Source organism: Streptomyces sp. CNS606 (assembly GCF_000426325.1).
Genome location: NZ_AUFD01000032.1, coordinates 21,939 through 41,789, shown reverse-complemented (window position 1 = coordinate 41,789; position 19,851 = coordinate 21,939). Strand labels below are relative to the sequence as shown.

Below are 19,851 nucleotides of genomic sequence, written 5' to 3'. Positions count from 1 at the left end.
CGCCACCACGCTGTTCGACATCGACACCCGCAACGACCGCGTGTCGCTGCAGTCCCCGGCCAACGCCGGCACGCTCGCCGCCGTCGGCGCGCTCGGCGTGAACGTCGGCCCCTCGGCCGGGTTCGACATCTACTACTGCCCCAAGAAGGGCACCAACAGCGGCTTCGCCGCCCTGCGGGTCAACGGCTCCTACCGCTTCTACGAGGTCAACGTCCTCACCGGCGAGGCGCACAAGGTGGGCGCGTTCCCCGAGCGCCGCCAGATCGCCGACGTGGCGCTGCCGCTCAACCAGCACTGACCGTTCGTCGCTCCGCACAGCCGCGTGGTGCGGTGCCGCCCCCTCGGGCCGGCACCGCACCACGCGTGCGTGGGGCTCAGCCCCGGCCACCGGTGAGCCGGGAGGTGACGACGAGGTTGCTGCGGTAGGCGCGCGTCTCGGAGTCCCATTCCGTACAGGTGATCAGGGTGAGCTGCGGACGCAGGGTGGGCCGGTAGACCGCGGCGGGCATCTCGTCCCGGGGATGGACGGCGATGCCGGTGACGGTGAAGCGGGCGGTGGACCCGTCACGCCGTCGGACGGTGACACGGTCCCCTTCCTCCAGCGCGCCGAGTTCGTAGAACGCGGCGGGACCCGAGGTGGAGTCCACATGCGCGACCAGGACGGCGTTGCCCGCCTCGCCGGGTGTGACCGAGCCGTCGTACCAGCCGGCCCGGTCCGCGTCCCGGGGCAGTGCGACCGACCCGTCGTCGGCCAGGCCGACCGGCGTGACGGCCGCCGACAGTCCGACGCTCCGTCCGGTGATCCGCGACGGCTCGGACCGCGCCATCGCCTCCCGGCCGGGAGCGCCCCGCTGTTCCGCCGACGAGGAGGGCACCCCGGAATCCCCGCGGGCGGCGGACGGAGGCGGCGCGGGGGGAGGTTGCTGCCGCGGGGCGAAGGCCATCGCGAGCAGAGCGAGGCCGGTCGTGGTGCAGGCGGTGGCCGCCGCGGTCAGCAGACCGCGGCGGCCGGTGTGCCGGTGAGTCGGCATGGACGGACGCCCGGTCAGGCGTCGGTGCTGCGGCGGCGCATCCAGTAGGCGCCCGCCGCGGCGAGGAGAAGGGCACCGCCCGTGGCGGCGGCCGCGGTCGGGGTGTCGTCACCGGCCTGGGTGCCGCCCTGACCGCCGGAGATGCCGCCGTGCGGCGACTTCTTCAGCGCCCCGCACAGCGCCGGGAAGGTGGCCTCGGCCGGAAGCTTCGGGTCCAGGAGGCTCTTGCCGAGGTTGAAGTCGTACTTGCCGTTGCCGTTGTAGTCGATGCCGTGCACCACCACGACGGCGGTGCCGGCGCGCAGCGACTTCGCGGCCTCCTTGCTGACCGTGAAGCTGCGCGCGTAGTGGTAGCTCGAGCCGGTCGGGAAACGGTCGACGGCCAGGCCGGAGGCGGGGCTGGTGTCGCCGCGGGTCGTGAGCGAGGTGCCGATCCTCCCGTAGAACGGCTGTCCGTCCACGGTGGACAGGGAGAGCTTGCCGTTGTGCTTGGTCGCGGCCGAGTCCGGCGGGCACACGCCCCTGGCGGCGATGTGGAAGTGCTGGGCGTGCGGGGCGTCGAGCAGGCCCCTGGTCTTGATCTTGACCGTGACGTGACGGCCTTTGAGGTGGACCTTCGCCCAGCCGTGGCCCGTGACCCTGTTGACCTTGAACGGGTCCAGCTTGGCGTGCAGCGTGAGCGGCTTGTGGCCGTCGGGGGTGGGCATGCCGCCGGCCGTGGCGGCCGGGGCGAGCGCCACCGACGGCGCGGCCGCGGCGAGTGCGACGAGGGCGGCCGTGACAGTTCTCTTCATCGGGATTCTCCAGCTGGCAGACGAGGTCGCCGTGCCGCCGGCGCCGCTGCGGCGCGGGCCGACACGGCTCCGTACACGTCCTGAACCTCCGTCGGCGAGCACGGGGCCGCCACCGCGACGCCGGCCCTCGGGTGGGCCGATTCGCCCAACCCCGCGGGTGTTCTCCCGGTCCGGTTCCTCAGGGTCCGACCGGGTCCTTGCAGGTGAACGGCCACCCGCCCGCACCACCCTCCGGTCCCCGGAAGGAGGAGGAAGGTCGGGCGCCGGAGGCTGGGGCAGACGGGTGGCCGCGTGCCCGGCAGGTACCCCGCCGCTCGGTGCGGCCGGTGGGGTTCCCCGCCACCGCGCGCGGCACACCGGTCGTCCCCGGGGTCGCGGGGGACCTCCAGAAGTCTTCCGGGCCGCCCGTGCCGAGGGGCATGCCGGTGGTACTTTCCGTGACTTCGTGCCCGCCGGGCACGTTCTCAACGGTTCCTGGAGGCAACGGTGTTCAGACGTCGGATACTCGCTCTCGCGACGGCTTTCCTCGGGCTGGGGCTGATGGCGGGCCCAGCCCAGGCGGTCACGCCGACGGGCGGGGCGCCCGCCGCGCCGCAGGCCGCACCCGCGGCTGCGCCCACGGGCTGCACGTCGTGGGTCGAGTGGGTGCACGAGGGGAACAGCCACTACTACGGGCGGGCCAACGTGCAGTGCGCCACCGGCACGTACCGGGTGAAGGCGCAGTGCCGCAACCTGCAGAGCGGGGTGGGGTACGTCGTCTACGGGACGCGCGTGACCGGTGCGCCTTCCGTGGCGACCGTGCAGTGCCACAGCGGGAACGTGGCGGAGAGCGTGCACGCGGTGGCCGAGCCCCCGGCGGCGGGCGTCACCGGCTGCACGTCGTGGATCGAGTGGGTGCACGAGGGGAACAACCACTACTACGGGCGGGCGAAGGCGCAGTGCGACACCGGGCGCTACCGGGCCCAGGCCCAGTGCCGGAACCTCCAGTCGGGTCAGGGCTACGTCGTGACGGGCAGTCGTGTGGTGAGCGCCCCGGACGTGGCGACGGTGCAGTGCCACAGCGGGAACGTCGCGGAGAGCGTGCAGGCGGTGCCCGAGTGACGGGCGCGTGACGAGCGGGAAGGGCGCGGCGGACGCCGCGCCCTTCCCGGGGTGGACGGATGGACGAGACGACGGTGCGGCTGGTCGGGTCCGGTGAGGTCCCGGTGCTGGAGCGGCACCCCGGGGCGTGGGAGCCGGCGTTCCAGGACGCGAACGAGGGTGCGGCCTGCTTCTGGCGCCGGGCCGCCGGCGAGGTCGCGGGGGAGTCCTGGGCCGAGGAGCGGCGTCCGGTACCCGGACGGGACGACGTGCCCCCGGACGTCTGGATCTCCTTTGCCGTGTGAGCGTGTGAGCGTGTGAGCGGTGGGACCCGCCGCCCGGGGCGGCCCCCCGGGGATCTGCTAGCTTAGGTAAGCCTTACCTAAGGAGGGTTCATGGTCCGCTTCCCGGCCCACGACGGACGTCCCAGCAGCGCGGAGCGGCTCCGGTCCGCCGTCGCCGCAGCCGAGTCGCTGAGCCTGACGACGCACAGCGCCGCGTACGACCTGATCGGCATGCACACCGTCGACGGCCGGGGCCGGGTGCATCTCCACGCCCCCGCCGACAGCCCGCTGACCGTCGAGGCGCTGTGTGCCCCGCACGGACTCCTCATCGCCCGGCTGGACTTCACCGACATCGCACCGACACCCGTGCGCGACCGGGTCAGGGCCCGCGTCACGCTCTCGGGCCGGCTGGAGGCCGCCGCCGAGCAGACCGCACCGGACGCGGTGGTGCTGCGGTTCGACACGGTGCGAGCGGAACTGCGTCGGGCGGAGGCCACCGAGGAGATCCGGCCCGACGTGCTCGCACGCGCACGGCCGGACGTGCTCGCCACGCAGGAGGCGCCCATGCTGACGCATCTGCACGAGGACCACCGGGACATCGTCGCGCACCTGGCCGGACTCGCCGGCACAGGGCCCGCGCTTCCGCCGGCACGGGTCCTGCCGTACGCGATCGACCGCTACGGGATCACCCTCCGCGCAGAGGACGGCGACGGGCACACCGACCTTCGTGTCCGCTTCCCCGCGCCGGTGCGCGACGCCTCGGAGGTGCGGGAGCAGATCGACCTCCTGATGCGCAGGCCGGTGACGCCGAGGGCGCGCGCCCGTCGGGCGCCGGGACACGGGCGGCGGCGCCTGGCCCGCTGAGTCCCCGGGAGGGACGGGTGCCCTCGGCCCTCACCCGTCCCTCCCGGCACTGTCACGGCGTCAGGAAGCGGAAACCGGGCCGCGGGTGCATCAGGAAGTCGTGGTGCGAGATGTTCCACGCGTACGCCCCGGCCAGTGCGAAGACCACCCGGTCGCCCGCCCGCAGACCCGGCGCCACCAGTCCCCGGCTGAGCACGTCCTTCGGCGTGCACAGCTGCCCGGCCACGGTGACGCGGTCGCCGCGCACGTGCGGCCGGGGCGGCGGATGCGGCCAGTCGTCCACCGGCAGGACCTCTGCGGGCTGGTCGTGCCCCTTCGTCACCGGCGTCCGCAGGTGATGGGTGCCGCCCCGGACGATCGCGAAGTCCTCGCCCCGGCTGCGCTTCACGTCGAGCACCTCGGTGGCGTACCAGCCGCAGTACGCGGTCAGCGCGCGGCCGGGTTCGATCCGCAGCACCGGCCCGGGGTGGCGCCGTGCCAGCCGGGCCAGTCCCGCGCCGAAGGCCGTCCAGTCGAACCGCTCGAAGGGCCGCGTGTAGTCGACGGCCATCCCGCCGCCGACGGTGACCTCCCGCAACGGCAGTCCGTGGCGGCCGGCGAGAGCCGTCACCCGGCCGAGGATCTCGTCGGTGAGCGCCAGTTGGGCCTCGGCGGACAGACCGCTGGCCAGGTGCACGTGCAGACCGGCCGGCTCCAGGTGGTCCGCGGCGTCGCCCGAGAGGAGCTTCCACGCGTCACCCGCCTCCGACGGGTCCATGCCGAAGGGCGCCGCCCCGCCGCCCATGGCGAGCGCACTGCCCGTCAGCGCCTGCGCGTCGACCGGCAGGTTGAGCCGGAGCAGCACCCGGGGCCGCGCACACCCCGTGCCGCGCCGTTCGGAGGCCGCGCGGGCCAGCAGACGCAGTTCGTGCAGACTCTCCACGTGGAAGCGCTCCACCCCCGCACGCAGTGCCGCGGCGATCTCGGTCGGGGTCTTGCCCGGCCCGCCGAACGCCAGCGGGCTCCGGGGAACCGCCCGGCGCACATGCGCCAGCTCACCGCCCGAGGAGACCTCGAAACCGTCGGTGAACGGAGCCAGCTCCCGCAGGACCGCCGGTTCCGCGTTGGCCTTGGCCGCGTAGTACAGCTCCACCGCCCCGGGCAGCGCGGCCCGGACGGAGGACGCGTGCTCCTGCAGTGCCGCCAGGTCGTAGAGGTAGCAGGGGAGTTCGTCGTCGCGGAGTGCGCGGGCCTGCGCGTGCACGGCGGGGGTGAGAAGAGTCAACGCACGGGTCCCCTCGTCACGTTCCGGTCGGCGAGCGGGGAGGGGAGCCGGACGTAGCCGGCGTCCCGGTCCGCGGCGCGGCGCCAGCGGGTGAGCAGGTTGGCCTTCGCCGGCAGCCGCTCCCCGGCGAGCAGGGAGCGGAGCGCGGGCGGCGCGCCGAGGTCCGCGGCGCAGCGGGCGAGGGTGCCCCCGACCTGCCGCCACAGCCGCGGTTCGGCGTCGGGACGCAGGTCGGCGAGCGCTGCCAGCACCTCCGCCAGGTGGTTGACGAGCAGGCAGTAGACCACCCGGTCCCAGCCCTGCCGGGGCGCGTAGGTCAGTCCCGCCGCGACGTCGCGGTCCAGGCCCGCCAGCGCCGCGTCGTGCCGCCCGGCCACCAGCTTGGTCCCCTCCAGGTCCCGGAAGAGTACGCGGACCGGGGCTCCGTCGGCGTCGACGCAGACGACCACGTTCTGGAGGTGCGGCTCCAGGACGACACCGTGCCGGAAGAACAGCGTCAGCACCGGCGGCACGACGAGGTCCACGTACCGCTCCCACCAGGCGAGCACCGCCGCGGCATCGGCGCCGTCGCCCAGCAGCGCACCGACGCGTCCGGGGCCGGGGGCGTACTCGTCGGCGACGGCCGCGGCGAGCAGCGGTGTGGCACCGGGGGGCAGGTGCGGGCCGATCCCCTCCCGCACGATGACGCCGAGACCCTCCAGCAGGGTGCGGTCGACGCCGCCTCCGGCCGAGGGCAGGGCGATACTGCGGTAGCCGGGCTCGCGGAGCACCGCGGCGCCGGGGTGCCGCAGCGCCAGGTCGTCGAGCACCGGCTCCAGAATCCGGGTGAGGGCCACCGCTCCGGCGAGTTCGTAGGAGGCGTTCTTGCGGACGCAGTTGGTGATGCGCACGTCCAGGCTGAACTTCAGGAAGGACGTGCCGTCGTGGACCGTGCGTACCGAGGCGGTGGGGACGACCGGTTCGGCGCCCGGCCCCAGGTCCCGTACGGAACCGTCGGCCAGGGCGGCGGCGAGGGCGGGCCGGCGCTGCAGCAGCCGGTACTGCCAGGGGTGCGACGGCAGCAGCCGGTACCCGGCGGGGGCCGTGCCGAGGCGGTCCAGCGGGGCGAGGGCGCCGGGCCGGGAGGCGTCCTCGGTGACGAGTTCCTCGCGCACGGCGAGCATCCGCAGCGGGAACCGGGCACCCTCCTCGGGCGCGTACGCCGCCCAGTCCGCCGCGTCGGCGCCGTGCGCCTTGGGGGTGGGATGGAACCGGTGGCCGAAGAGCAGGGACTGCTCGCTCGCCAGGTAGGCCGCGACCGGGTCGCCCGCGTACGGGGGCGTGCGGGGCGGAGGGGCGGGCCGGGCGAGGGCGCTGCGGACGGCGCGGTGGCTCGACGCGACCTGGGACGTGAACTCGTCGTTGCGGGCGCCGGTGAGCAGGGTCAGTTCGGCGTGCACCAGCTCGGCCAGCCGCTCCCAGGAGGTCCGGCCCCAGCCGCGGCCGGTGTGCGCGTCCACGGGCCCGGTGAACCGGTGCGCACCCAGCAGGGACGTGCGGCGCAGCCCGACCCGGAGCAGCACGCCGGACGAGGGCAGCCGCAGCACGAGGCGCCCGTCGGTGACGCGGCAGGCGTCCGGGCCGGCCACCTCGCGCAGCACGCAGTTGAGGAGGGTGTGGGCGACCGCCTCGCCTGCCGTCGGGAGCCGCGCGCCGGCGCGCGCCGGCGAGTGGGCGGTGGTGGGGCCGTTCACGAACGGTTCACGCCTTCCGCAACAGGTAGTTGGGTCCGGTGGTGTAGTGCTTGTTGATGTCGGCGGCGCCGGAGCGCGCCTTCGTCAGGAGCGTGCCCGCCGTCACCATCGCCTTGACCGGCAGTTCCGGGGCGTGCAGGAGCCTGGCGCGCAGCACGCCCGCGGCGTCGCGGTCCCGTACGGACAGCCGGTCCACGGCCTCGGTGAGCCGGGTCCTCACCAGGTCGGTCAGCGCCCGTCGCGGCCGGTTGTGCTCGGTGCCCGGGGCGAACGCCCACGCGCCGGCGCACAGGTGGACGGTGACGGTGGTGAAGAGGTCCGCCAGGGCGCCGTCGTCGCTGACGAGGAGGCGCGGGTCGTCGAAAACGGGCAGGCGGGCGGCGTCCTCGTCGCCGAGTGCGCTCAGCAGCCGGTCGGGGCGGATGCGCGGCCCGTCGTTGTCCTTGAACAGCAGCCGCGTGCCTCCGCGCGGGCCGCCGAGGACGAGGGAGACGTTCTGCGGGTGGGACTCGAGCGCGACGCCGTAGCCGAAGAGCGTGACTCCCCAGTCGAGCAGCAGGGTGAGCAGCGCGTCGAGGAGTGCGGTGACGTCCCCGCCGTGGAAGCGGTCGGCGAGGGAGTCGAGCACCCGGCGGCCGTCGGGTGCCGGGGCCGCGAGCGCGGCCAGCGGGACGACGACCTCGTCGCCGCCGAGCGGTGGCTGGCGCCGGATCAGCACGGTCAGCAGTTCGTGCCCGGCCGACGCGTACTGCGACTCGTCGGCGAGGAGGATCCGGTCGTGGAAGCGCGGTTCGCGCCGCACCACGCGGGCCAGCAGGCGCCGGCAGGCGGCCCCGTCCCGGAGAGTGCCCGGGCGCAGCGTGCGGCGGTTGAGCAGGCCGAGCGTCGAGGTGGGCAACGGCAGCTTCACATGGGTGCCGGGGTGGCCGGTGAGGGCGACGGTCCGCATCGAGAGGGTGGGCACGACGGGGAGGTGTTCTGCTTCCAGGACGGCGGCCCGCCCGCTCAGCCCGGTGGCGTCCAGGGCCTCCCGCAGCGCCGGGCCGACGGCGAGCGGATGCACCGGCAGCAGCACATGGGTGCGCCGCCACGCCCTCGGCACCGCCGCGGCGAGCGGCGCCAGGTCCGCCTCGTCCGGCGTGAACAGGCTCGTGCGACCCGCGCCGAAGGCGGCCTCCGAGCCGTCGTCCGGGTGGCGGTGTCCGGGGGCGGCGGAGCGCACGACGTCCTCGGCGGGCAGAGCGAGCCACCGGAGCCGGAAGCGGCGGTGGAACTCGGGCGCCCAGGCCAGCAGATGCTGCTCGGTCAGCCCCACGCGGGCCCGCGAGGCGGGGTACACCGGATGGTCCGCACGGGCCGCGAGGGCGTCGAAGGCGAGGGAGGCCGCGTGGCCCTGCCAGCGGGCGGGGTCGGGGCCGTACCGGTCGGCGAGCCGCGCGTGCAGCTCCTGCCGTGTCGCCGCGTGCAGCCGGCGGGCCAGCAGGTCCGCGCGGCACTCGGCGGCGAAGGCGTCGAAACCGGGACGGTCCTCGGGGGCGGCGAGTTCGGCCAGCGCGTCGAGGACGTCGTCGACCGTGGTCAGGAAGGAGCCCTCGGGCTCCCGGCGCAGCAGCGGCAGCCGGGCCGCCAGGGCGGACTGGAAGCCGTCGTCCCGTACCGGCAGGAGCAGCGCCCGGCCGGGGCCGGCCGGCAGCCGGAGCCAGCGGCCGTCGTCGGCGTCGACCCGGGCCGACCGGGAGCGCAGCCCGACGACGTCCTCCCGCAGCAGCGCGCTGAGGACGCGTGCCAGCAGTTCGCGTTCCGCCGCGCAGGTGCCGTTCGGCGCCGGGCCCGTGCCGCCGGTGGCGTCCGGGAGACCCGGGAGACCCGGAGGAGGGGCCGCCGTGCAGCCGCCGGTTCCGGGGCGGCGGTCGGGATCGGCGGACCGGCCCGTCGCGGGCCCCGGCCCGGCGGTCACTCGGTGATCTCCCACCGGTGGGAGGACAGGAAGCGGTCCGCCGCCCGGTCCACGGACGGCTGGTCGGGGCCGAGGGTGCGCAGTATCCCCAGGTAGTCCCGGTTGGTGTGGTGGAGGTCGTGACGTTCGCCGGTCGGGCGCAGCGGACGGTAGGCCAGCCGCAGTCCGGCGGTGTTCTCGTCCACCGCCGCGGGCGCGGACGTCAGCACGCCGGCGCGTTCGGCGCACACGTAGTCGATCCGGGCTGCCGCGCCGTCGTTCGGTCGCAGCCCGTCGGACAGCGGTGCCCCGAGGTGCAGTTCGAGGACGCGCTCGAAGAGCGGGACGCCGAGCAGCTCTGCCAGCAGCAGGTCACCGTGGTCCCCGACCGCCCGGTAGTTGACCTCGATGATCCTCGCCCGTCCCTCGTGGACCACGAACTCGGTGTGGCAGGCGCCCAGGCCGACGCCGAGGGAGCGGAGCTGGGAGAGCACGGCGCCGGTCACCGGCTCCGGGTGGCGGGGGACGTAGGTCATGCGCCGTTCGACGAAATGGGGCGGCGGGGACAGTAGGGTGCAAAAGCCCCCCAGTGGCCGCAGGTCGTCGGCGTCCCCGACCGTCTCCAGCGTGTACAGCGTGCCCGGCAGGTACTCCTCCACCACCAGGGCGGCGCCGGGGCGCCGAGCGCGTATCTCCTCGCAGCGCCGCGCCAGTCCGGCGGCGTCCTCGGCGAGGTACACGTCCTCGCTGGCCACGCCCTCACGCGGTTTCACCACGCACGGGTACGGCACCTCCAGCGTCCGCAGCCGCGCGGCGACGGCGTCGTCCGGCGCGATCTCGGCGGACCACACGGTGTCCGCGCCGGACGCCGCGAGATGCCTGCGCATCTCGGCCTTGTCCTTCGTGCGCAGCGCGGCACGCCAGTCCTTCGCGGGGAGCCCGAAGTAGGACGCGGCCAGCGCGGCCTGCGTCTGCAGGTGGTCGCTGTTGGTGAAGACCGCGTCGGGGGCACGGTGGGCCGAGATCCGCCCGATCACCGCGCGGGCGTCCCCGACGTCGCAGCGGAGCACCTCGACACCGTCCCACCGCACCTCGTCCTCCGGCTCCTCGCCCGGTGCGGAGTCCGCCGGCCCGCGGACCGCAGTGCCGGTGCCGTGCTCCCGGTAGGCGTCCGGGCGGTCGGTGAGCAGGGTGAGCCGAAGTCCGAGTCGCCGGGCGGCCGGAAGGAAGCCCCGGCCGACCGAGTCGGTCGGCTTCATGGCAAGCAGATACACCTGCACGTCAGGTCCCTTCCGGCACGTCACGGGAGTCAGCCGAGCTTAAGTTAGGCAACCCTTAAGGCGCCAACCGGCCGTGTTGTCGGCAGAGTTGGGGGAGGGGTGGCCGGGGGAGCGGTCGTCCCCTCCGGTCCGCCCGCTCTCCCGCCCGGCCGGGCCCGTGCGTCCCGGGGGCGGGCGCCCGGCGGGGAGGAAGAGGCGTACGGGCGAGGGCGTCGGCTCCACGCGTCGCGCGCCGACCCCGACTTGCCACACCTCCGAACTGCTGATTAGGTTAGCCTTACCTAGTCTGATGGATCGGGGGGAGACGCATGTCAGCCCGGGATACGGGAGTCGCGGGCTCGGTGGCCTTCGTCACCGGCGCGGCCAGGGGAATCGGCGCCGCGGTGGTCGAGGAACTGGTGCGCGAGGGTGCGACCGTCGCCGCCGTCGACGTGGACGCCGAAGGACTGTCGTCCCTCGCGGAGCGTTCACGGGGACGGGTCGTCCCGTTCACCGCCGACGTGGCCGACGCCGCCGCGATCGCCGAGGTCGTCGACCGGGCGGAGCGGGACCTCGGACCGGTCGGCATCGGGGTGTCCGTCGCCGGCGTCCTGCGGCCGGGCCCGCTGTGCGAGACCACCGACGAGGACTGGGCGGACACCTTCTCCGTGAACACCACCGGGGTGTTCCACGTGCTGCGCGAACTGGGCCGCAGGATGACGCCGCGCGGCCGCGGGTCGCTGGTGACCGTCACCTCCAACGCCGGCGGCGTGCCGCGCGCGGGCATGGGTGCGTACGCCGCGTCCAAGGCCGCGTCCACGATGCTGACCCGCTGCCTGGGGCTCGAACTGGCCGCCCACGGCATCCGCTGCAACGTGGTCTCGCCCGGCTCCACCGACACCCTGATGCAGCGTCAGCTGTGGACCTGCGAGGACGACCTCGACCGGGTCATCGCCGGCAGTCCCGAGCAGTACCGCGTCGGCATCCCGCTCGGCCGTATCGCCTCGCCGGCCGACATCGCCGACGCCGTCCTGTTCCTCGTCTCCGACCACGCCAGGCACATCACGATGCAGAACCTGTTCGTCGACGGCGGCGCGACGCTGCGCGCCTGAGAAAGGAAATCGCTGACGTGTCCATACCCCCGCTGGTGCGCCCCAGGCCCGTGCACCGGGCCGCCGACCTCCTGTCCGCGTACCTGCCCGGCTCGTTCTACTTCTCCTCGGCCCGAGGGGCGCTGCTCGCCGACGGCGTGCACTCCTGGGTGCGGCCGGGGAGCGGCGCACGCGTCATGGCCGCGGCCGAGGCGCTCGAGGCCGCCGCCACGGCGGGTGTCGCCGAGCCCGTGGTCGCGGGAGCGGTCAGGTTCCGCCCGGAGGGGGAGAGCGGCCTGTTCGTCCCCTCGGTCGTGCGGCGCTCGGGCGCACCGGCTGCGGTACGCGCCCCGGAGGCGGAGCCCGGAACGGCATGGACGGTCACGCCCCGCCCCGAACCCGCCCGTTACGCCGACGGCGTGCGCCGCGCGCTGGAACTCATCGGCGACGGCGAACTGCGCAAGGTCGTACTGGCCCGCTCCCTGGAACTGACCGCCGAGGCCCCCGTCTGGGTCCCCGCGCTGCTGGCCCGGCTGGTGCGGGCGGACCCGGCCGCCTACGCCTTCGCCGTCGACGTCACGGCCCCGGGCGACTGGGCCCCCCGTACGCTCGTCGGCGCGAGCCCGGAACTCCTGGTGTCCCGCCGGGGTGCGACCGTCGTGGCCAATCCGCTGGCCGGATCGGCGCCCCGGTCGGGCGACGACGCGGTCGACCGCGAACGGATCGCGCGGCTTCGCGACTCGGCCAAGGACCTCGGCGAGCACGCCCACACCGCCGCCCAGGTCGCCGAGGTGCTCGGCCGGTTCTGCGTCGACCTCGACGTACCGGAACGCCCCGAGGTGATCGGGACGCCGACCATGTGGCACCTGTCCACGCGGATCACCGGGCGGCTCAAGGACCCGGCCGATCCCGCCTGCTCGTCGCTGGGCCTGGCCGAAGCGCTGCACCCGACGCCCGCCGTCTGCGGCGTGCCCGGGCCCCGGGCGCTCAGGGCCATCGCGGACCTGGAACCGGAGGAGCGCGGCTACTTCGCGGGACTGGTCGGCTGGACCGGCCTGGACGGCGACGGCGAGTGGGCGGTGACGATCCGCAGCGCCGAGGTGTGCGACCGGACGGTTCGCCTCTCGGCCGGCGCCGGGATCGTCGCCGGCTCGGACCCGGACGCCGAACTGGCCGAGACCGGAGCGAAGTTCCGTACGCTGCTGCGTGCACTCGGACTGGAGGACGTCGCGTGACCGTGGACCACGTGCCCTGGCCGCCGGAGGTGGCCGCGCGGTACCGCGCGGCCGGACACTGGCGCGGGCAGACCTTCGGCGCCCTGCTGACGTCGCTGGCCGGCACGTACGCCGACCGCACCGCAGTCGTGGGCGGGGACAGCCGCTGGACCTTCGCCGAACTGGACGAGCGGGCCCACCGGATCGCGGCCGGTCTGCTGGCGGAAGGACTCCGGCCCGGCGACCGCGTCGTGCTGCAGCTCCCCAACATCCCGGAGTTCCTGCCGGTGGTGTTCGGTATGTGGCGGGCGGGCCTGCTGCCCGTGTTCGCCCTCCCCGCACACCGGGAGAGCGAGCTGCGGCACTTCGCGTCCCACAGCGAGGCGGCCGCCCTCGTCACCGTCGGCACCCACGACCGGCACGACCACGCGGCGACCGCACGGGCCGTCGCCGCCGAAGTGGGCTCCGTGCGGCGGGTGCTGGAGGTCGGGTCGGACGCGTTCGCCGACCTGGCCGCGACCGCGCCGCGCGAACTGCCCGACCCCGACCCGGAGGGCGTGGCCTTCCTGCAGCTGTCGGGCGGCAGCACCGGGCTGCCGAAGCTGATCCCCCGCACCCACGACGACTACCTGTACAGCGTGCGGGAGAGCGCCCGGATCTGCGGGCTGCGCCCGGACAGCGTCCACCTGGCGACCCTGCCCGTGTCGCACAACTACCCGCTGAGCTCGCCCGGGGTGCTGGGCGCGCTGTACGCGGGAGCCGCCACCGTCATGGCGCCGCGTCCGGACGCGGACACCGCGTTCCGGCTGATCGAGTCCGAGCGGGTCACGATCACCGGCGTCGTGCCGCCGCTGGCCGCCGCCTGGGTGCAGGCCGCCGCGCGCACCGAACGCGACCTGTCCTCCCTGGAGGTGCTGCTGGTGGGCGGCGCCAAGTGCGGCCGCGAGCTCGCCGAACGCATCGGCCCCGCACTGGGCTGCCGGCTCCAGCAGGTCTTCGGCATGGCCGAGGGGCTGGTCTGCTACACCCGGCTGGACGACCCCGAGGAGACCGTGCTCGGCACGCAGGGGCTCCCCATCTCGCCGGACGACGAGATCCGCGTGGTCGACCCCGACACCGACGCCGACGTCGCGCCGGGGGAGGAGGGCGCGCTGTTGACCCGGGGCCCGTACACCATCCGCGGCTACTACCGGGCCGAGGAGCACAACGCCACCGCGTTCACCGCGGACGGCTTCTACCGGACCGGCGACCTGGTGCGCCGCACCCCCACCGGAGCGCTGGAGGTCGTGGGCCGGGCCAAGGAGCAGATCAACCGGGGCGGTGAGAAGATCGCCGCGGCGGAGGTCGAGAACCACCTCATGGCCCACCCGGACGTGCTCGACGCCGCGGTGGTCGCGGTGCCCGACCCGTACCTGGGCGAACGGACCTGCGCCTACGTGGTGCCCGCCGCCGGGGCCTCGCCGGCCGGACGCGACCTGCGCGCGTTCGTGCGCGACCGGGGCGTGGCCGCGTTCAAGGTGCCGGATCTGGTCCAGGTGGTGGAGGACTTCCCGGTGACCGGGGTCGGCAAGACGAGCAAGCGCGAGCTGAGGGCGGCACTGGCCGCGCTCGCGCGGAAGGAGTGACGAGCGTGTCCCTACCCGAGATCAGGCCCTATCCGCTGCCCCGGGCCGACGAACTGCCCGAGGGGCGGGTCGGATGGCGGCCCGACCGGACACGCGCGGCGCTGCTGGTCCACGACATGCAGCGGTACTTCCTGGCGCCGTACGCGGGCGCGCCGGTGCCCGAGATGACGGCGAACATCGCCCGCCTCGCCGAGTCCGCCCGCGCGCAGGGCGTGCCGGTGTTCTACACCGCGCAGCCCGGCCGGCAGGACCCCGCGGACCGGGGACTGCTCACCGAGTTCTGGGGCCAGGGCATCGGCGCGGTCATCGACTCCGACCCGCGCGCGGCCGACATCGTCGACGCGCTCGCGCCGGGCGAGGACGACGAGGTGCTGGTCAAGTGGCGCTACAGCGCCTTCCAGCGCAGCGCGTTCGCCGACCGGCTGGCCGAACTGGGCCGCGACCAGCTGCTGATCACCGGCATCTACGCGCACATCGGTCTGCAGTCCACCGCGGTGGAGGCGTTCATGCGCGACGTCCAGCCGTTCCTGGTGGCCGACGCGGTGGCCGACTTCTCGCGCGCACGCCACGACGAGACCTGCGCCTACGTCGCCCAGCGCTGCGGCGTCGTGACCACCACCGCCGACGCGCTGGCCGCGCTGTCGGCACCGATCCCGGCAGGAGCCGCCCGATGAACCAGACCCTGACCCCCGACCGGGTCCGCGCCGACGTCGCGGAGCTGCTGGACTGCGAGCCCGCCGCGATCGCGCCCGACCAGGACCTGATCGACCTCGGCCTGGACTCGATGCGGATCATGACGCTGGTCGAGCGCTGGCGCGCCGGGGGCGCGTCCACGCTGGAGTTCCCCGACCTCGCCGAGCGGCCCGAACTCGGCCACTGGACGGCGCTGCTGACGGGTGGGCCGGAATGAGTCTCGTCGACGACAGGCAGCGCCACCTGGAACGCATCGCCGAGGTCCGCGAGGGGCGCTCCGCCGCGAAAGTGGGCTACCCGATCGGTATCCGCAGGACCGAGGTCGTCCGCACCGTCGCGGTGGGGACGGGTCTGCTGCGGGTGACCCTCGGCGGCGAGGGCACCGACGGGTTCGAGGCGCACGCGCCGGACGAGCACGTGAAGCTGATCTTCCCGGAGCCGGACGGCTCGCTGCGGCTGCCCGAGCCGAACGGGACCATGCTGCGCTGGCCGCGGCCGATGCCCACCGCGCGGGAGTACACGGTGCGCCGTTACGACCCGGCCGCGCGGGAGATCGACATCGACGTCGCGCTGCACGAGGGCGGTCTCGCGTCCGGGTGGGCGCGCACCGCTCGCCCGGGTGACGTGCTGCACGTCGCGGGTCCGCCCGGCGGCCTGATCGTCCCGCACGCGTACGACCGGTATCTGATGGCGGGTGACCTGACCGCCCTGCCGGCGATCGCCCGGCGGCTCGAGGAGCTGCCGCGCAGCGCGCGGGGGTGGGCGTTCGTCGAAGTCGCCGACGCGGCGGAGGAGATCGAGCTGTCCGCGCCCGACGGCGTCGAGGTGCACTGGCTGTACCGCGGGGATCGTCCGGCCGGCTCCGACGACGCCCTCGAACGCGCCGTCACCGGGGTGTCCCCGCCCGAGGGGGAGCGGCTGTACGTCTGGGTCGCCGGCGAAGCCGGGCAGATCAAGCCGCTGCGCCGCTGGGTCCGCGACACGCTGAAGCTGGACCGGGCCGACTACGACATCACCGGCTACTGGAAGCGCGGCGTCGCGGCCTTCGACGAGGACCACTGACTGACGGCACGCCACACCGGCGGGCGCACTACCTCACACCCCTGCCCCGTCGTGCTGCCCCGATCCGGCACGATAAGGTGAGCCTTACCTAAGCCACTGGCTGAACCCACTGAACCACGAAGGAACTTCGCATGGCGATACGCAGATCCTCCGCCCTCGTCGGCGCCCTCGCTCTGGCCGTCGCCCTGACCGGCTGCGGCACGTCCGAGGCCGGGACGGACAAGGACGGCAAGGCGGAGACCCGGGCGTTCAAGGCCGACAACGGCAAGATCACCATCCCCGCCGACCCGCAGCGCGTGGTGGCCACCGGATACGCCGTGCCCGCCCTCATCGAGGCCGACGCACCGCTGGTCGGCATCTCGTCCTGGAAGCGCGGCGTCCCGATGATGGACGACGAGACGCTCGCCCGCTACAAGAAGCTCACCAAGGTCGCCGGCGAGCAGGCGGCCGAGACCAACTACGAGGCCATCGCCGAGGCCGAGCCCGACCTGATCGTCATCGGTGTTCCCGCCCCCGTCCTCGGCGACATCGACGTCGAGCGGCTGGAGTCCATCGCCCCCGTCGTCGCGATCGGCCCCACCGTGCCGTCCGCCTGGCGCGAGCTCTCCCACAAGCAGTCCGACGCTGCCGGTGCCCTCGAGCGGTTCGACGCGGCGAAGGCCGAGTACGAGGCCGAAGCCGAGAAGCTGAGCGAGAAGTACAAGGACGTGCTCCCGCAGCTGAAGATGGGCCACGTCGGCGCGTACGGCGAGGTCGCCAAGGGCACCTTCCACCGCGAGTTCAGCGGTTCGTGGGGTCCCAACATCGTCGAGGACATGGGCGCGACGTACTACGGCGAGGTCAAGGAGCCCGGCCCGGGCTCGGCTTCGGTCAGCGAGTACCCCTCGATCGAGGAGATCCCGGACTCCCTGGGCGACGCGGACGCCCTCACCTACTCCGTCAACGCCGACGGCAGCGTGCCCGAGTCGGTGCAGTACGTCATGGACTCCCCGCTGTGGAAGAACCTGCCCGCCGTGAAGGCCGGGAAGACCTTCCCGATCCGCTACACGGAGGCCGCGACCTACGGGCAGGCCATGCAGACCCTCGACGCGGCCGACAAGGCGTTCGCGCCGCTGCTGGATCAGTGACGGCAGCCGCTCCCGCGACGAAGACCGCGAGCACCGGGGAGACCGTCGCGCGCGTCGGTCTCCTCGTCGGCGGGCTCGCACTCCTGACCGTGGTCGCCGTGCTCAGCTTCGGAGTCGGCGCCCGCTCCGTCGCGCCGACCGAGGTCCTGCAAGCCCTCCTGGACTACCAGGGCACCGACGACCACGTGGTCGTACGGGACGTCCGGGCGCCACGCGCGCTGCTGGCCGTCGCCGTCGGCGCCGCACTGGCCGTCGCGGGCGCGCTCATCCAGACCCTGGCCCGCAACCCGCTGGCCGAACCCGGCGTCCTCGGCGTCACCGCGGGCGCCGGGTTCGCCATCACCCTCGGGTCGGCGCTCGGCGTTGCCGCCGGGCCCGCCGGTGAACTCGCCCTCGCGGTCCTCGGATCGGTGGCCGCGGCACTGCTGGTCGCCGCAGTCGGCCGGCGGTCACCGCTGCGCCTGGTGCTCGCCGGCGTGGCACTGACCGCCGTCCTCACCGGCATCGCCCTCGGCATGCGGCTGATGTTCCCGGACGTCTTCGACGTCTACCGGTTCTGGTCGGTGGGGTCGCTGGCGGCCCGCGAACAGGCGCCGCTGCTCCTGCCGCTGGCCGCGATCGCCGGGTCCCTGCTGGGGGCGCTGGTGATCAGCCGCGCCCTCAACGCGCTGGCCCTGGGCGAGACCGTGGCCCACACGCTCGGCGCCGGCGTCGCCCGCCTGCGCTCCAGCACGCTGGTGCTCATCGTCGTGCTCTCCGGCGCCGCGACCGCGGTGGCCGGGCCGATCCTGTTCGTCGGGCTCATCGTGCCGCACCTGGTCCGCAAGCCCTCGGCGGGTTCGGTGCCCTGGCTCCTGGGCTACTCGATGATCCTCGGACCGATCCTGCTGCTGCTCGCCGACATGGGGTCGCGGGTGCTGCTGCCCACCGGCGAGGTGCCGGTGGCCATCGTGACCGCGTTCCTCGGAGGACCCATGCTGATCTGGGCGGTCCGGCGCCACGGGGCGGGGACGCTGTGACCGCACTCGGAATCCGGCTCGAACCCCGCTTCGCCACGGTCGTCGCGGCCCTCGTCGCCGGCACGCTCGGACTCGCCCTGCTCGGGCTCTGCCACGGCGCCTCCTGGAGCTCCCCCGCCGAGGTGTTCGCCGCCCTGGCCGGCACGGAGCCGTCCGTGGTGATCGTGGAGTGGCGGCTCTCGCGCGTCACCGCCGCCGTGGTGTTCGGCCTCGCGCTCGGCGTGGCCGGCGCGCTCTTCCAGAACCTCACCCGCAACCCGCTGGGCAGCCCCGACGTGATCGGGCTCGACGCGGGCGCCTACACCGGCGCGCTCGTCGCCCTCACCGTGCTGTCGGGCACCTCGTCCCAGCTGGCGGCCGGTTCGGTGCTCGGAGGACTGATCGTCGCCGCGGTGATCTATCTGCTGTCCTTCGACCGCGGCTTCTCCGGCCTGCGGCTCGTGGTGATCGGCATCGGCGTCAACGCCATGGTCACCGCCGTCAACTCCTGGATCGTGCTGCGCGCCGAACTCGAGGTCGCCATCGCGGCCGTCGGCTGGAGCGCCGGCTCCCTCAACGGGGTGGGCTGGTCCGACCTGTGGATCCCCTTCGCCGTCATCGGCGTGCTGCTGGCCCTGATCACCGCAGGGGCGCACGCCGTGCACCAGGCCGCCCTCGGCGACTCCGTCGCCGTGACCACCGGCGTCCGGCTCGACCGCCTGCGGCTGCTCATGGTCTTCGTCGGCGTCGGCTGCACGGCGACGGTCACCTCCGTCGCCGGACCCATCGCCTTCATCGCCCTGGCCGCACCGCAGATCGGCCGCCGGCTCGCCGGCTCGCCCGGGGTGCCGTTGCTTCCCGCCGCGCTCACCGGCGCGGTGCTGCTGCTGGGAGCCGACCTGGTCGCCCAGGTGCTGCTGGCACCCGTCTCGCTGCCGGTCGGCGTGGTGAGCACCGCGATCGGCGGGGGCTACCTGATCTGGCTGCTGACCAAGGAGGTGAGGCGCGCATGACCGCACGCCTGACGGCGCGGGACATCACCCTGCGCTACGGAGAGCGGGTGGTCTCCACCCGTCTGACCCTGGACGTCCCCGACGCCGCGTTCACCGCCATCGTGGGCCCCAACGCCTGCGGCAAGTCGACCCTGCTCCGCGCGCTGGTCAGGCTGCTGCAGCCCGCCGACGGACAAGTGACGTTCGACGGGCGCGAGGTCGGCGACTATCCCGGCAAGGCGCTGGCCAAGCAGCTCGGCTTCCTCCCCCAGGACCCGCTGGCACCCGACGACATCAAGGTCCGTCAGCTCGTGGGCCGCGGACGGTTTCCCCACCAGGGGCTTCTGGCCCTGTGGTCGGCTCAGGACGAGCAGGCCGTCACCCGGGCCATGGCCGCCTCCGGGGTCTCCGAGCTGGCCGACCGCCCGGTGCAGGAGCTGTCCGGAGGACAGCGCCAGCGGGTCTGGATGGCGATGGTGCTCGCCCAGCAGACCCCCTACCTGCTGCTCGACGAACCGACGTCCTTCCTCGACATCACGCACCAGTACCAGCTGCTCGGCCTGCTGGCCGGACTGCGCGACGAGGGCCGCACCGTGATCGCCGTCCTCCACGACATCAACCAGGCGTGCCGGTTCGCCGACCACCTGATCGCCCTGCGCGACGGCCGCGTCGTCGCCGAGGGCGACCCCTCACAGATCGTGGACAGCGCGCTGATCAAAGAAGTCTTCGACCTGCCGAGCATCATCGTCCCCGACCCGGTGACGGACACGCCGATGGTCGTCCCCACCCTCCAAGGAGACTGAG

The 19,851-nt window shown here is 74.2% G+C and carries 20 protein-coding genes; 14 read left to right on the top strand and 6 right to left on the bottom strand.

Annotated features, from left to right (window positions below):
- Positions 1–298 (top strand): DUF4394 domain-containing protein (locus K304_RS0119200; protein WP_027765077.1); only part of this gene is annotated, 298 nt, incomplete at its 5' end.
- Positions 299–374: 76 nt separating this feature from the next.
- Here the strand turns inward: K304_RS0119200 and K304_RS0119195 are convergent.
- Positions 375–1,031 (bottom strand): sortase domain-containing protein, encoded by a 657-nt coding sequence (locus K304_RS0119195; RefSeq protein ID WP_027765076.1) that lies wholly within the window; start codon positions 1,029–1,031, stop codon positions 375–377.
- A 14-nt stretch (positions 1,032–1,045) separates the two neighbouring features.
- Positions 1,046–1,825, bottom strand: coding sequence for a hypothetical protein (locus K304_RS0119190; protein WP_027765075.1), 780 nt, complete (start codon positions 1,823–1,825; stop codon positions 1,046–1,048).
- 486 nt (positions 1,826–2,311) lie between these two features.
- On the opposite strand from K304_RS0119190, the gene K304_RS0119185 reads away from it, so the two are divergent.
- From K304_RS0119185 to K304_RS0119175, 3 genes are all read left to right on the top strand, one after another.
- Positions 2,312–2,926: a hypothetical protein gene (locus K304_RS0119185; protein WP_027765074.1), complete on the top strand. Its 615-nt coding sequence runs from the start codon at positions 2,312–2,314 to the stop codon at positions 2,924–2,926.
- Positions 2,927–2,985: 59 nt separating this feature from the next.
- Positions 2,986–3,210, top strand: a complete 225-nt coding sequence (locus K304_RS29965; RefSeq protein WP_027765073.1) for a hypothetical protein — start codon at positions 2,986–2,988, stop codon at positions 3,208–3,210.
- A gap of 90 nt (positions 3,211–3,300) precedes the next feature.
- Positions 3,301–4,053, top strand: a complete 753-nt coding sequence (locus K304_RS0119175) for a DUF2470 domain-containing protein (RefSeq protein ID WP_027765072.1) — start codon at positions 3,301–3,303, stop codon at positions 4,051–4,053.
- A 52-nt stretch (positions 4,054–4,105) separates the two neighbouring features.
- Here K304_RS0119175 and K304_RS0119170 read toward each other — a convergent pair whose 3' ends face one another.
- The 4 genes from K304_RS0119170 to K304_RS0119155 are packed head-to-tail and all read right to left on the bottom strand — an operon-like array spanning position 4,106 to position 10,266.
- Entirely contained in the window at positions 4,106–5,317 is a 1,212-nt protein-coding gene (locus K304_RS0119170; protein WP_027765071.1) for a type III PLP-dependent enzyme, read from the bottom strand.
- A complete protein-coding gene (locus K304_RS0119165; RefSeq protein ID WP_027765070.1) occupies positions 5,314–7,050 on the bottom strand; it encodes an IucA/IucC family protein in 1,737 nt (578 codons plus the stop codon). The genes K304_RS0119170 and K304_RS0119165 overlap by 4 nt, the downstream gene beginning before the upstream one ends.
- 7 nt (positions 7,051–7,057) lie before the next feature.
- Positions 7,058–9,007, bottom strand: a complete 1,950-nt coding sequence (locus K304_RS29960) for an IucA/IucC family protein (protein WP_078529376.1) — start codon at positions 9,005–9,007, stop codon at positions 7,058–7,060.
- Complete coding sequence (locus K304_RS0119155) at positions 9,004–10,266, bottom strand: ATP-grasp domain-containing protein (RefSeq protein ID WP_027765069.1); 1,263 nt, start codon at positions 10,264–10,266, stop codon at positions 9,004–9,006. The genes K304_RS29960 and K304_RS0119155 overlap by 4 nt, the downstream gene beginning before the upstream one ends.
- Before the next feature lie 308 nt (positions 10,267–10,574).
- On the opposite strand from K304_RS0119155, the gene K304_RS0119150 reads away from it, so the two are divergent.
- The 10 genes from K304_RS0119150 (at position 10,575) to K304_RS0119105 (ending at position 19,850) form a co-directional block, all read left to right on the top strand.
- Positions 10,575–11,357 (top strand): 2,3-dihydro-2,3-dihydroxybenzoate dehydrogenase, encoded by a 783-nt coding sequence (locus tag K304_RS0119150; protein ID WP_027765068.1) that lies wholly within the window; start codon positions 10,575–10,577, stop codon positions 11,355–11,357.
- 23 nt (positions 11,358–11,380) lie between these two features.
- The gene (locus tag K304_RS0119145) at positions 11,381–12,571 is read left to right on the top strand and encodes an isochorismate synthase (protein WP_486591732.1); all 1,191 of its coding nucleotides are present in this window, start codon (positions 11,381–11,383) and stop codon (positions 12,569–12,571) included.
- Positions 12,568–14,175, top strand: a complete 1,608-nt coding sequence (locus tag K304_RS0119140; RefSeq protein WP_027765066.1) for an AMP-binding protein — start codon at positions 12,568–12,570, stop codon at positions 14,173–14,175. The genes K304_RS0119145 and K304_RS0119140 overlap by 4 nt, the downstream gene beginning before the upstream one ends.
- Positions 14,176–14,180: 5 nt before the next feature.
- Positions 14,181–14,849, top strand: coding sequence for an isochorismatase family protein (locus K304_RS0119135; protein ID WP_027765065.1), 669 nt, complete (start codon positions 14,181–14,183; stop codon positions 14,847–14,849).
- Entirely contained in the window at positions 14,846–15,085 is a 240-nt protein-coding gene (locus tag K304_RS0119130) for a phosphopantetheine-binding protein (protein WP_027765064.1), read from the top strand. The genes K304_RS0119135 and K304_RS0119130 overlap by 4 nt, the downstream gene beginning before the upstream one ends.
- Complete coding sequence (locus K304_RS0119125; RefSeq protein WP_027765063.1) at positions 15,082–15,930, top strand: siderophore-interacting protein; 849 nt, start codon at positions 15,082–15,084, stop codon at positions 15,928–15,930. The genes K304_RS0119130 and K304_RS0119125 overlap by 4 nt, the downstream gene beginning before the upstream one ends.
- Positions 15,931–16,061: 131 nt before the next feature.
- On the top strand, positions 16,062–17,057 hold the full coding sequence (locus tag K304_RS0119120) for an ABC transporter substrate-binding protein (RefSeq protein WP_027765062.1): 996 nt from the start codon (positions 16,062–16,064) through the stop codon (positions 17,055–17,057).
- Positions 17,054–18,076, top strand: a complete 1,023-nt coding sequence (locus tag K304_RS0119115) for an iron chelate uptake ABC transporter family permease subunit (RefSeq protein ID WP_027765061.1) — start codon at positions 17,054–17,056, stop codon at positions 18,074–18,076. Before K304_RS0119120 ends, K304_RS0119115 begins: the two co-directional genes overlap by 4 nt.
- Positions 18,073–19,068 carry an iron chelate uptake ABC transporter family permease subunit gene (locus K304_RS0119110; RefSeq protein ID WP_037791127.1) on the top strand — a complete coding sequence of 332 codons (996 nt, stop codon included), beginning with the start codon at positions 18,073–18,075 and terminating at the stop codon, positions 19,066–19,068. The genes K304_RS0119115 and K304_RS0119110 overlap by 4 nt, the downstream gene beginning before the upstream one ends.
- Positions 19,065–19,850, top strand: a complete 786-nt coding sequence (locus K304_RS0119105; protein WP_027765059.1) for an ABC transporter ATP-binding protein — start codon at positions 19,065–19,067, stop codon at positions 19,848–19,850. The genes K304_RS0119110 and K304_RS0119105 overlap by 4 nt, the downstream gene beginning before the upstream one ends.
- The last annotated feature ends 1 nt before the right edge of the window (position 19,851 follow it).